At 36.0% G+C, this 12,445-nt stretch carries 12 protein-coding genes; 6 read left to right on the forward strand and 6 right to left on the reverse strand.

Going from position 1 to position 12,445, the window contains the following annotated elements; translation table 11 throughout:
• Genes OLM56_RS08545 through OLM56_RS08565 form a run of 5 tightly spaced genes read right to left on the reverse strand, consistent with a single transcriptional unit; the run spans position 1 to position 4,929 of the window.
• Positions 1-1,017 (reverse strand): AAA family ATPase, encoded by a 1,017-nt coding sequence (locus OLM56_RS08545; protein WP_264528984.1) that lies wholly within the window; start codon positions 1,015-1,017, stop codon positions 1-3.
• 21 nt (positions 1,018-1,038) lie between these two features.
• A complete protein-coding gene (locus OLM56_RS08550) occupies positions 1,039-2,253 on the reverse strand; it encodes a DUF4350 domain-containing protein (protein WP_264528985.1) in 1,215 nt (404 codons plus the stop codon).
• On the reverse strand, positions 2,254-3,048 hold the full coding sequence (locus tag OLM56_RS08555) for a DUF4129 domain-containing protein (protein WP_264528986.1): 795 nt from the start codon (positions 3,046-3,048) through the stop codon (positions 2,254-2,256). It lies immediately after the preceding gene.
• Positions 3,011-3,964, reverse strand: coding sequence for a hypothetical protein (locus tag OLM56_RS08560; RefSeq protein WP_264528987.1), 954 nt, complete (start codon positions 3,962-3,964; stop codon positions 3,011-3,013). Before OLM56_RS08560 ends, OLM56_RS08555 begins: the two co-directional genes overlap by 38 nt.
• A complete protein-coding gene (locus OLM56_RS08565) occupies positions 3,961-4,929 on the reverse strand; it encodes a stage II sporulation protein M (protein WP_121377662.1) in 969 nt (322 codons plus the stop codon). Before OLM56_RS08565 ends, OLM56_RS08560 begins: the two co-directional genes overlap by 4 nt.
• 20 nt (positions 4,930-4,949) lie before the next feature.
• Between OLM56_RS08565 and OLM56_RS08570 the strand changes: the two genes are divergently transcribed.
• Positions 4,950-5,693, forward strand: coding sequence for an RDD family protein (locus OLM56_RS08570; protein WP_121377663.1), 744 nt, complete (start codon positions 4,950-4,952; stop codon positions 5,691-5,693).
• A gap of 68 nt (positions 5,694-5,761) precedes the next feature.
• A complete protein-coding gene (locus tag OLM56_RS08575; RefSeq protein WP_121377664.1) occupies positions 5,762-6,364 on the forward strand; it encodes a trimeric intracellular cation channel family protein in 603 nt (200 codons plus the stop codon).
• Here the strand turns inward: OLM56_RS08575 and OLM56_RS08580 are convergent, their stop codons facing one another.
• Positions 6,365-8,176 (reverse strand): gliding motility-associated C-terminal domain-containing protein, encoded by a 1,812-nt coding sequence (locus tag OLM56_RS08580; protein ID WP_264528988.1) that lies wholly within the window; start codon positions 8,174-8,176, stop codon positions 6,365-6,367.
• Positions 8,177-8,309: 133 nt separating this feature from the next.
• Between OLM56_RS08580 and OLM56_RS08585 the strand changes: the two genes are divergently transcribed.
• The 4 genes from OLM56_RS08585 to OLM56_RS08600 are packed head-to-tail and all read left to right on the forward strand — an operon-like array spanning position 8,310 to position 12,442.
• Positions 8,310-9,287 carry a GNAT family N-acetyltransferase gene (locus OLM56_RS08585; protein WP_264526656.1) on the forward strand — a complete coding sequence of 326 codons (978 nt, stop codon included), beginning with the start codon at positions 8,310-8,312 and terminating at the stop codon, positions 9,285-9,287.
• A complete protein-coding gene (locus tag OLM56_RS08590; RefSeq protein ID WP_264526657.1) occupies positions 9,284-10,381 on the forward strand; it encodes a DegT/DnrJ/EryC1/StrS family aminotransferase in 1,098 nt (365 codons plus the stop codon). The genes OLM56_RS08585 and OLM56_RS08590 overlap by 4 nt, the downstream gene beginning before the upstream one ends.
• Positions 10,382-11,659 (forward strand): O-antigen translocase, encoded by a 1,278-nt coding sequence (locus tag OLM56_RS08595; protein ID WP_264526658.1) that lies wholly within the window; start codon positions 10,382-10,384, stop codon positions 11,657-11,659.
• A gap of 48 nt (positions 11,660-11,707) precedes the next feature.
• A complete protein-coding gene (locus OLM56_RS08600; protein ID WP_264526659.1) occupies positions 11,708-12,442 on the forward strand; it encodes a glycosyltransferase in 735 nt (244 codons plus the stop codon).
• Positions 12,443-12,445: the final 3 nt, after the last annotated feature.

A 12,445-nucleotide genomic window follows, 5' to 3' on the forward strand; every position in this document is an offset into this window, starting at 1 on the left:
TTATCTAGGAATTTCGATAGCTTCAATCACCTGCTTGATGATTTCTACGCTTGTAATTCCTTCCATTTCACGTTCCGGCGTTACGATAACTCGGTGTTGCAGAACTGGAATTGCGGCTTCTTTGATATCTTCTGGCGTTACGAAATCTCTTCCGCGAATAGCGGCATATCCTTTGGCAGCATTTAGGATGGCAATCGATGCACGAGGCGAAGCTCCTAAATACAAGAAAGCATTTTCTCTTGTGTTTACGACTAGCTTGGCGATATATTCCAAAAGCTGAGGTTCTACAATAATCTGTTTTACTAAAGATTGGTATTTCTGAATTTCTTCAGAAGTCAGAACGGTCTGGATGTTATCTAATTTTCCATGATTCTGCAATTGGTGCTCTTTTTGGATAATCAGGATTTCTTCGTCTAATTTCGGGTAATCGATATTCACTTTGAAAAGAAAACGGTCTAATTGGGCTTCTGGCAAACGATACGTTCCTTCTTGCTCAATCGGGTTTTGTGTCGCGATAACCAAAAACGGAGCTCGCATTTCATAAGTAGTGCCGTCCATTGTGATTTGGCGCTCTTCCATGACTTCAAACAATGCAGCCTGTGTTTTGGCAGGAGCACGGTTGATTTCGTCAATTAAGACTAGATTGGAAAAAATCGGTCCTTTTTTAAACTCAAATTCTGATTTTTTAAGATCATAGACAGAAGTTCCTAAAATATCAGACGGCATTAAATCTGGCGTGAACTGAATCCTGCTGAATCCGATGTTTAATGTCTTAGCCAATAATTTTGCCGTAATGGTTTTGGCAACTCCAGGAACTCCTTCCAATAGAACGTGTCCGTTTGAAAGGATAGCGACCAAAAGCTGATCGATCATCTTGTGTTGGCCTACAATAACGCTTCCGATTTCAGTCCTGATTTTTTCGATGCTTTCTTGCAATTGGCTTAAATCAATTCGAGATTGAAAATTTACGTTTTCGGTTGCATTTTCGTTTTGGCTGTGTTCTATATTTTCTTCCATTGGATATGTGGATTATGTTTCTTAATTGTCTTTTTCTTTTGCGAAAATCTTTTCGATGGCCGTATTCAAGGCTATCAAGTCGCTTTCAATACTTTGATGATAGTTTTTTCGGTACTGGTTTATAAGATAGACGGCTCGTTGTATATCTTCTAACTTCTTGCCTGTTTTCTGCTGTAACTTTTTCTCGAAATTTTCATCCAGAACAGTAGTATCAAGCAGGTATTCGTTTCTAACTTTTTCTAGGAAATATATGATTTTCTTTTCAATTATGTTGTCGTGATTGCCTTCTTGGAAATATAAATTTCCGATGGTCTTCGTAAAATCGACTGTTGTGTTTTCTAAAGGCTTTATGATCTTGACGATTCTTTGTTTTCTTTTTGCATTGAATATAAGGAAAACCAACATTCCTAGCAAAAATATATACCATACGGCTTTTAAAGCGGGCTGGCTAAGTATATAGCGCAATGGGGAATTTGAAATGATTTCTCCAGTTTGGTTTTTTACAAGCCAGAATATTTCTCCGTCTGCATAACTCAAGGCTTTAGCCGCATATTTTGAGTGGTTGTCTTTTAAAAGATGATAGTTCGTAAAGACGGTCGGCTGCGTGTGCAGGTAAAATTCTCCTTTGCCATAAGGAATTTTTATAAAATTGACCAGCTTTTCTGATTTGTTTCCTTGATATCCCAGAACAGTAGTGTTAAGCGTGTCTATTTTATTGAAATAGGAATTTCCGGATCCGACGGTGATATTGTATTTTTCTGAACCTAGATTTGGATTGGCCAGCCATGCCGAGATAGAATCCCTGCCTAGAAATTTTGAGGAATACTCGAATTTCAGGCTGTCCATTAATTTTTGCGGAAATGATTTTGAGCTGATAAAAATCTTATTTCCATGTTCGGCAAAATATAAGATTTCCTGCGTCGATTCGTCGTCAATCAGGTAGTTTTCTGAAATGGAAAGAATAGTTCCTTTGGCTTTATAGGTATTAACAAGACTGTCATAATCGTATAACGGCTCAAGATATTCGTAGGCGGTTTGTGTAATCCTATTGACTTTTTCATTATCAAACAAAGCTGGTGCTTCTTGATTAAAGATATACATCCCAAAAGGAATTTTATCGTTAATTCCAAAAGTAGGCGACCAGTTGATTGGTTTCGGCCGTGTTGCATCAATATAAACAATGCCCGCTAAAAGCAGTACCAAAAACACGATGTATATTTTGATAGTCTTGTTCATTTATAGGGCTTTGATGGTTTTTTCAAATGATTTTACGGCTTTTGACAAGGTGTCTTCTTCTAGTTCAAATTCGCCATACCAGATGTAGTTGTAGAGATAAGAAAGGTATGAAAAATCGTTCCTTAGTTTTTCGCTTTTTATTTCGTAGAGATAGTCGGAATTTGTTTTTTCGACATCCCATTCGATGATTTCTTTTTCGGCTAGCTTTTTCAGCAGCCATAAATAATAATAGCGCACGACCAATCGGCTTTCGCCTGATTTTGTGGCTTCTTTGATGAGCTTTTCGAAGTCGACCAAATGAAGGTTCTTCTCGATTTCATCGTAATGAATTACTTTTTTGTCTGAAGATTTTCCAAAAATCCATCGGCCTTCATCGTTCATAATGGCCTTCACGATAAGGTAGATTACGAATAAGATAATGATTACGGCTAGAATCTTCAGAAATAGTTCAACAAAAGACATGGAAGCTTCTTCATTGCTCAAACTGAAAATTTTCCCAAACCAATACGAAAGCCACTCCTTGAAACGATCCCAAGCATTTTTTTCTTGGGTCTTGGTTTCGTACTCAAAGCTCGAATCGCTGTATTTCTCTTTTAATTTGCTAAACGAACGGCTTTTTATTTCGGTGCTGTCGATTGCGATGTCTTTTTCAGAAAACTTAGAAATAGCAGTGACTGTGTCGGTTTTTTTTTCCGGCGGAGGATCCTGACTGAAAGCGGTATTCAGGCAGAAAAAGAAGAGAACTATGTAGAGTAGCTTATTCAAAATCTTTTCCGATACTGTCGATTTCTCCAAACGAAGTTTTGTTTTCCTCATGTTCTCTGCGGCTGTAGTAAATTAGGCCTTGGTTTACAATAAGGAGATTATTCAATACGTAATTTGCCAAGATTACAATTACAAAAATTATAGCCATCACGATTCCAATTGTAGAAAGCGCTTCTGTTGTTCCGTCAGCAGTCCCAGATTCAATTGAAGTAAAGAGGACAATCATAGAAATGACATACGGAATCATCGAAAAGATAGTCAGGGCAACTTGAACAATCATATACATAATCATCGTGACGCCAATAATCGGCCAAAATTGCTTTTTTAAGTATCCTATAGCATTTCCAAACGAAGTAAAATAACCGTTTGAAGTATTGAGATAATCAAATAATGTAAGTGATAGTATGCTGAATAGTGCAGGAATGGCAATGATAAGCAATGGGATTCCGATAATGATAAAGGATAGAAACAGTAAAACGACAAACAAAATCATCACCAACGGCGTAATTACAAACAAGGAAATAATAAAATACAGCACTATTTTTCCTGCTTTAGATTTTAAACGGCCAATTATTTGCTTGGTCGTGAAATTGCTTCCTCCGTTTTCGTCATATTGTTGCAAATAAACAACTGGATAGGCAAAATTTAATAAGGTAAGAAATAAAGAAAGAATAACAAATCCGACTAACGATCCGATAAAAAGACCTAAGTTTTCATTAAAAAGCTTTTCGGTAAAATTATAACCAGGATTTGTATTGTCTATTGAAGAAAAAATAGCTTCAAAATAAATTTTTGAAAGAAAATAGATGAAAACTGTCAGCAACAATAGGAATATTCCGTTGATGACAAAATAGTTTTTCAGGAAATGCTTTCCATCTTTTTTAAAAAAGGAAAAAGTGTCGTTAAGATAATCGCTAAAATTTCTTTTCTTGAATAAGGCTATCATTTGGCGGATTGGATTTTTTTGTTGACGATAAAAGGAAATATCAGAAAATAAAAAGAAATCAGGGATAAGGTGGACAGAATAATAAAGACGTTCAGCCAATTCGGCATCTCTAAGGAATATCGGGTGACAAAGCCTTCAAGTATTCCGGCGGCAATGGTGAAAGGCATTGTTCCCATAAAAATTTTCAAGCTGCTCTTGAATCCTATCTTAAAAGAAGTCATTCTGGAATAGGTTTTCGGGAACAATATAGAAGCACCTAGAATAAACCCAGCCGCTGCTTCAATTACTATTGCGAAAATTTCCATAGAGCCATGAATCCAGATGCCTTGAACGCTTTCCCAAAAAACACCTTGCTCATAGAAAAAGTATTGGAAAGCACCGAGCATTATGCAGTTTTGAATCAAGATATAAAAAGTACCCAAGCCTGCAAAAATGCCGTAAAGGAAGCATCGCAGTCCTACGTATAAATTGTTTAGGGTGATTCCGATCGTCATGCCCCAATTGCTTCCATCTTTGTAGATTGCAACAGGATTACCGTCTTTGATATTTTCTAAAGTCTTATTGACATAGCCGTCTCCTAAAATCAGACGTACAAAATCAGGGTCGTATTTTGCGGATACCACGCCAATTGCTGTAGTCAGAAAGAAAAGGAGGAAAGCGTATAAAACATACCTTCGGTACTGGTACACCAGCAAAGGAACTTCGATAGAAAAGAAATACACGAACCTGTTGGTTTCTGTCCTTTTAGTTTTGTAGATTTTTTGATAGATCTGTGCTGCTAGGTGATTCAGATAGACAACTGTCTTGCTTTTAGGATAATAGGTTTGCGCATACGATAAATCGTTGACCAAATGTATGTACAAACTGGCCATTTCATCAGGATTTTTTTTAGCTTTACCAAAAATTGCTTGTTCAAAGTCAAGCCATTTTTCTTTATTTTGCTTTATGAATGCAACTTCTCTCATCTGATGCTAAAATATAAAATATGACACAATTATCTATAAATACGACGCAAAATGTCAATATTAATTTTACGGCAGCCTCTATAGGTGATAGGATTTTAGCATACCTGCTTGATTTTCTGGCTAAAACAGCCTATGCTATTGTTGTGTATTCCATTTTTTTCTATGGACTGGGCATCAATAAGCTATTGGACAAAATGGATAATTGGTCCAGAATTTCAATATTAGTTTTATTTTATATGCCAGTCATTTTTTATTCGCTTCTTTTGGAAAGTTTATTAGAAGGGCAGACTTTAGGCAAAAAGCTTATGAAAATAAAAGTCGTTAAAATTGACGGCTATCAGGCTTCTTTTGGCGATTACTTAATGCGTTGGGTTTTTAGGATTGTTGATGTTAGTTTCAGCGGCGGTATTGTGGGATTGATAGCTATTATTTCTAGTGAAAAATCGCAACGCCTTGGAGATATGACTGCTGGCACTTCCGTGATCACGCTAAAAAATAATATCAACATCAACCATACGATTTTGGAGGAAATTGACAACAGTTATGTACCGACCTATCCGTTGGTGATAAAGCTAAGCGACAATGATGCACGAATCATTAAGGAAACGTTTCATAGCGCAAGAGCAAACCGCGATTTCCACATGCTTTCAAGATTGAAGACGAAAGTAGAAGATGTTACCGGTATCAGAAACCAGTCTGGAAATGATGAAGATTTCATCAAGACGATTTTAAAAGACTATAATTATTATACTCAAAAAATGTAATTAGAATTACGAATTACGAATTACGAATTACGAATTACGAATACACTAAATAATTTCCTGAAATTACTATGTTTTATCTTTTAGATATAATCGGAACCATGGCTTTTGCGCTATCTGGCGCACTGACGGCAATGAACAAGAAACTCGATCCATTCGGGGTTTTTATTATTGCTTTTGTAACTGCTGTTGGTGGCGGTACATTAAGGGACATTATGATCGGGCGTACTCCCGTGGGATGGATGCGCGACCTGAATTATGTGTATTTTATCATTGCCGGGTATTTTCTCGCTATTATTTTCAGAAAGAAATTAGACAGGCTCCGAACTTCTTTGTTTTTATTTGATACGATAGGCTTGGGCGTTTTTACGTTGATAGGCCTTGAAAAAGGATTAGATACGAATCTTCATCCGATTATTTGTATTGCTTTGGGGACTATGACAGCTTGTTTTGGTGGTGTCACACGAGACATTCTATGCAATGAAATACCTGTGATTTTCAGAAGAGAAATTTATGCCACAATCTGCATTATTGGGGGAATTTTGTTTTTCATCTTAAAACGCTGGAATCTTGATAACGATATTCTTTATCTGATAACTTCCTGCGTGATGATCGCAATTCGCTTGATGGCTGTCAAGTTCAAATGGTATCTTCCAGCCTTGAACCAAAAATAATTATCGGGTCAGATAAACATAACCTGTTAGAGGAGTTTTATAATCTGGATCGTTGAGATCTAAGACATAATAATAGGTACCGTCTGGAAGATTGGTCCCGTTGATTTCAATTCCTTTAGTTGCTTTCCCATACCAGTTTTCGGTATTGTTATTTCCTGTCCACACCAACGTGCCCCAGCGGTTATAGATAAGCAATTCGAAATTCAAAAAGATATCTCGTAATCCGTCTATAAAGAAAAAGTCATTCCATCCGTCATCATTGGCAGTAACAGCATTATAGACTGTTGGCGGGCAGTTTTTTGTATCTAATAAAAAAGAAGTAATACTATAGCAGTTTTCATCTTCGATCCTCACAAAGATTTCTTTTGGCGTTACCGAAGCAATATAATTATGCGAATTAAGAATCGGGTTTTCGTTAGATTCAGCTTCCTCTTGAGACGCAAAAAAATGAACTACATGACTAGGATCAATCTTTACAGCGTCTTCATAATGCGAAAAATTGAAAGTTCCTTTTTTTAGGCCTTCATTGCAAGCAAAAATCGTTTCGAGCGGATTAAATTCTGGAGAAACCAGAAAAGAAACAGTAACAGAAAAATCGTTGTTCATTTCATTTAATTCGGTTACGATTCCTGTTCCATTTCCGGCATCGTCGACTACAAATTTTAGAGTAAAATCATTCGGAATTTCATCAGGTATCGTAAGATGGATACTATCGCTATAGCTTCCTCCAATCGGGATAGGGGGGACTGTCAAGGTTTGCTCAATCAAGATTCCGTTCGCATAAATCGAAATAGGAACTTCTGCAATTAGAGAATCAGTACTATCTAGATTGTATACGGTATAATCTACAATGATGCGTCGCGAATTGCATTCTAAAGCAACATTATCAATTGAAATGGTCGCATCTGGAAGCTGGTTATTTAGTTTGGTAAGGACGGTGCTAATCATTACAAAATCCTGCTGCGAAGTAAGCTGAATTTCTACCGATTCGTCACTGATATCTATAAAGTCTTGGATTTCATAAACATCCAAATCCATGTTGTACAAGGTGCTGGAACCTGTAAAAGTATTAGTGCCGTTAAAGGCATTATTTGGAGGGTTTAAGGCATTGCTTAAAGTATTCCCGTTAATTTTTAAAGATTCCGTAAACCCAGGATTAGGGAGGTTAACATCGCCTTCCCAAGCAATAAATCCAATTTTAGAACCGACATTATCAATTACATTCAGGCTATTTAACGTCAAGGTCAAGTCATTCTGTGTTCTTGAAACACCCTGCAGTCCGTCGTAGATATTGATTTGGTTGAGAGGAAGGCTTTCGTTTTTGTAGATGATTACGATGGCCCAACCGGCAAAGTTTGTACGGTTGTTGCAATAATGCGTCGGATTTAAAAACGGAGAAACATCCAGGTCTGATAACGTATAATTTCCGTTTCCAGTCGTTTGGATTTGTGCCGTCACATCTGTAAAAGCGCAGAAATAGTCTAAATCATTTTGGAAAAAAGCAAAATTCCTTTCAGAAGTTATAGGTGTTCCGTTTAGAAGCACGTTCAAATCGCCTGTGCCCGAACCGGCCCAATAGAGATAAGCTTTTTCAATTTCATCTGTCGCATCCATTGTCAAAATTGCAGAAGAGGAAGTAGAAATAGAACATAGGGTGTTGAGATTATTTTCTGAAGTATTAAGCGTATTTCCTATAATCGTGAAATCATAACGGCCGTTGAATTGTTGGAATAAAGCTACATCTTGCGCTAGAACGGTGCAAGAGAAAAGCAGAAAGACGATAATGTTTCTAATTGGTAGTTTTAGATTCACTCGATAATCAATTGAAAGTTATAAAGATAGTATTTATTTATAATAGAGTATGTTAACAAAATAAAATTACCTTTTGCGAATGCCTTAATCTTATCTAAAAAATTAGTACTTTTCCAAAGCATAAAAATAGGCCGTGAGAAACTATACAGTCAGAAAATATAAAGCCGAAGACTACGATAATTGGAACGCTTTTGTGGATAAAGCCAAAAATGCGACATTTTTATTTCATAGAGATTTTATGGAATACCACAGCGATAGGTTTCAGGATTTTTCATTGATTATTTTAGATGGTGAAAATTGGGAAGCGGTCTTGCCAGCTAATGTTGTTGGCGACGCTATTTTTTCTCATCAAGGATTGACTTATGGAGGAATTGTGTGCGATGAAAAGATGAAACAATCCATAATGATTTCAATTTTCAAGAGCGTATTGCAGTTTTTAGAATCCAACGGAATCCAAAAGCTTCATTTCAAGATGATGCCTTCTATTTATTTTGATTTTCCTTCCGACGAATTAAATTACGCTTTATTCTTAGTCGATGCAAAATTGACACGAAGAGATGCTTTGTCTGTTATTGATAATTCTAAACCATACAAGATTTCTAGAGCTAGAAGAGCTTGCGTAAGGAGGGGACAGCAGTTGGACTTGGTAATCAAAGAAGAGCCTAATTTTAAGTTGTTTTGGGAGGAAATATTGATTCCAAATATCTCAGAAAAGCATAGCGCAAAACCAGTTCATACTGTTGAAGAAATCGAAAAGTTGCATCGTTTGTTTCCAGAAAACATCAGGCATTTTAATGTGTATTATCAAGATAAGATTGTTGCAGGGACAACTATTTTTATTTCTAAAAATGTTGCTCATCCTCAGTATGTTTCTGGACAAAATAATAAAAACGAGCTAGGTTCGTTAGACCTTCTGTACTATCATTTGATTGTTGATGTATTTCCCGATAAGCGGTTTTTTGATTTTGGAATTTCTAATGAACAAAACGGACAAAAACTTAATGAAGGACTTATTTTTTGGAAGGAAAGTTTTGGGGCAAGGACTCTGACTCAAGATTTTTATGAAATCTCAACCTCCAATTACAACAAGCTAGAAAATGTTTTGATATGATAAAATTTCTGGATTTAAAGAAAATAAACCAACCGTATGAAGCGGCTTTCCAAGCAAAGCTAAAAGATATCTCAGAGAAAGGCTGGTATATTTTAGGCGAAGAAATCAAAGCTTTTGAGCATAATTTTGCGGCATATTGCGGCGCCAAATATTGTATTGGCGTTGGAAATGGCTTGGATGCTTTGGTCTTGATTTTCAAAGCGTATATTCAATTAGGCAAAATTCAAAAAGGAGATGAGGTAATCATTCCTGCAAATACCTACATTGCGAGTATCTTAGCGGTACTTCAAGCAGATTTAGTTCCTGTTTTAGTCGAGCCAAATCTTGAAACCTACAACATCGACCCAAAAGAAATAGAGAAGGCCATTACGCCAAAAACTAAAGCAATTTTGCCTGTTCATTTGTATGGACAGTTGTCTCCGATGCAAGAAATTAATTCCATAGCAAAGAAATATAAACTGTTGGTGATTGAAGATGCGGCGCAAAGCCATGGAGCTATTTTAGATTCAAAAAAAGCAGGAAGCATAGGCGATGCCGCAGGATTTAGCTTTTATCCAGGTAAAAATTTAGGCGCTTTGGGCGATGCGGGGGCCATTACCACAAATGATGAAGAATTGGCAAGAATGGTTTTTTCTTTACGCAACTACGGATCCGAAACAAAGTACGTTAATGATTATATCGGAATTAATTCCCGACTGGATGAATTGCAGGCAGCATTCTTAACTGTAAAATTGCCCAATCTTGATGCCGAAAATACGATCAGGAAGAAAATAGCAAGACGGTATTTGTCCGAAATAAAAAACAATAAGATTACTTTGCCGTTTTATGACGATTCCGATAATCATGTTTTTCATCTTTTTGTTGTCAGGACAGCTGATAGGAAAGGATTTCAAGAGTATTTACTGAAAAATAATATCCAAACCTTGATTCATTATCCGATTCCGCCTCACCAGCAAAAAGCGCTTTCTTTTCTCAAAGAATTATCTTTCCCGATTACTGAAAAGATTCACAGGGAAGTTTTGAGCTTGCCGATAAGTCCTGTCATGAGCGAGGAAGAGGTTGGCTATGTGATTGAAATTATTAATAAATTCTAATTGATTTCTATAAAAAAAATAGTAGCATCGTCACTGTTCAAGGTAACCTCTTTGAATAGTATCAGTGTTGTCATAAAAATTTTAATAGGAATTCTGTCATCCAAGATCATTGCTCTTTTTTTAGGAGCTCCCGGAATGGCGTTGGTCGGAAATATGAGGAACTTTTTTTCTTCGGTAGAAACGATTACGACATTAGGCTTCCAAAATGGAATAGTGAAATATGCGGCAGAAAATCAAAATGACGAAGCTCATATCAAAAAAATAATTTCGACCACTTTTATTACGTTATTGTGCTCTTCTTTATTATTTGCCCTTGTCCTTTTTTTATTTAGTAGCTATTGGAACGAGCAGGTTTTCGGAGCTCATAACAATTTTGATTTTGTATTTATTGTCTTAGCTTTTTCTGTACCGTTTTATGTCCTCAATGTCTTTTTGGTAAGCATACTGAATGGTTTTGGAAAATACAATAAGATAATCTACATCAATATTTTTGGTAGTATTATTGGGCTCATCGTTTCTATAATCTTAATTTGGGAACTCAACATAGCAGGTGCCTTGATTTCGGTAGTTGTCACACCAGCCTTACTCTTGTTTGTTACCTTTCTTTATTTTAGAGCCGAGATGGATTTATGGAAATATATCAGCTTCCAGTCTTTTGATTTTGGCATCATCAAAAGCCTATCGTCGTTTTCACTTATGGCTCTAGTTTCGGGATTCTTAGGCCCATTGGTCTTTCTGGCAATTCGGAACAATGTGATTGAAAAATTGGGTGCAGAACAAGCCGGATACTGGTCAGCAATGGAAAGAATTTCATCCAATTATCTGATGTTTATTTCTACCTTACTGACTGTTTATTTTCTGCCAAAATTAATATTAGCTACCGCAAAAAAAGAGACTAAAACTGTTTTTTATAGCTATTATAAGACCATTTTGCCGATTTTTATTTTTACCGCTGGTATCATTTATGTGCTAAGGCATTTCATTGTGGCTTTTCTGTTTACGAAAGACTTTATGCCCGTCGAAAACCTATTCAAGTGGCAGCTGATAGGTGACACGCTTAAAGTAGCATCGCTTATCCTTGGATTTGAATTCTTTGCTAAAAAAATGACAGTAGCTTTTATTATTTCTGAGCTATTATCTTTAACCGTCTTATACGCCTCAACTCTATTTTTTATAGCGGATTATGGTATAGAAGGCATAGTGATGGCACATGCATTTACATATCTGCTGTATTTTTTGGTGTTGAGTATTTATTTTAGAAGCACTATGAAGCTATAATATAAACGTCTTATTACCTTTATTAATTTTAATACTAAGAACTTTAGAATGAACAAAAGTCTTTTTATCATACCCTTTTACAACGAAGAAAAAAGAATATCATCTGATGAATATCTCCAAATCATTGAAGAATCAAAAGAGATAGATTTTTTATTGGTAAATGATGGTAGTGCAGATGCTACTTTAGGTATTTTAAAAGGGCTTTCTGATAAATTATCAAATTGTGAAACTTATGATTTGTCTCAAAATTCAGGGAAAGCCGAGGCCATAAGAAAAGGTATGCTTCATGCACAAAATCAATACGACTATATCGGCTATCTGGATGCTGATTTTTCAACGCCTGTATCAGAAATGATAAAACTATTGGACTATGCAAAAAGAAATCCCCACCTAAATATTGTCTTGGGAAGCCGCGTAAAGCTTTTAGGTAATCAAGTTATTAGATCGCAGGTAAGGCACTATTTTGGACGAATTTTTGCCACTATAATAAGTAAATTCATTTTACGCGTTCCGGTTTATGATACTCAGTGTGGTGCAAAAATCATCAAGGCCGACGTAGCAAAAAGACTTTTTGAAAAACCTTTTTTAACGCGATGGATTTTTGATGTCGAAATGCTAATGCGCTATAAAACAACATATCCCAACTTTCTAACAACTGCTAGCGAATATCCATTGGATATTTGGATCGAAAAAGGCAAAACATCTATAAAACTAAAAGAGTTTTTGATCTTCCCATTTCAAATTTTAAAGATATATTTCCACTATTCTAAAAAAAATAATTAATAT

It is taken from the genome of Flavobacterium sp. N2550 (assembly GCF_025947265.1).
Taxonomy (GTDB): domain Bacteria; phylum Bacteroidota; class Bacteroidia; order Flavobacteriales; family Flavobacteriaceae; genus Flavobacterium; species Flavobacterium endophyticum.

Coding starts and splice junctions, on each gene's coding strand:
- OLM56_RS08545 (WP_264528984.1), bottom strand. CDS start 1,017: ATGGAAGAAAATATAGAACACAGCCAAAACGAAAATGCAACCGAAAAC.
- OLM56_RS08550 (WP_264528985.1), bottom strand. CDS start 2,253: ATGAACAAGACTATCAAAATATACATCGTGTTTTTGGTACTGCTTTTA.
- OLM56_RS08560 (WP_264528987.1), bottom strand. CDS start 3,964: ATGATAGCCTTATTCAAGAAAAGAAATTTTAGCGATTATCTTAACGAC.
- OLM56_RS08565 (WP_121377662.1), bottom strand. CDS start 4,929: ATGAGAGAAGTTGCATTCATAAAGCAAAATAAAGAAAAATGGCTTGAC.
- OLM56_RS08570 (WP_121377663.1), top strand. CDS start 4,950: ATGACACAATTATCTATAAATACGACGCAAAATGTCAATATTAATTTT.
- OLM56_RS08575 (WP_121377664.1), top strand. CDS start 5,762: ATGTTTTATCTTTTAGATATAATCGGAACCATGGCTTTTGCGCTATCT.
- OLM56_RS08590 (WP_264526657.1), top strand. CDS start 9,284: ATGATAAAATTTCTGGATTTAAAGAAAATAAACCAACCGTATGAAGCG.
- OLM56_RS08600 (WP_264526659.1), top strand. CDS start 11,708: ATGAACAAAAGTCTTTTTATCATACCCTTTTACAACGAAGAAAAAAGA.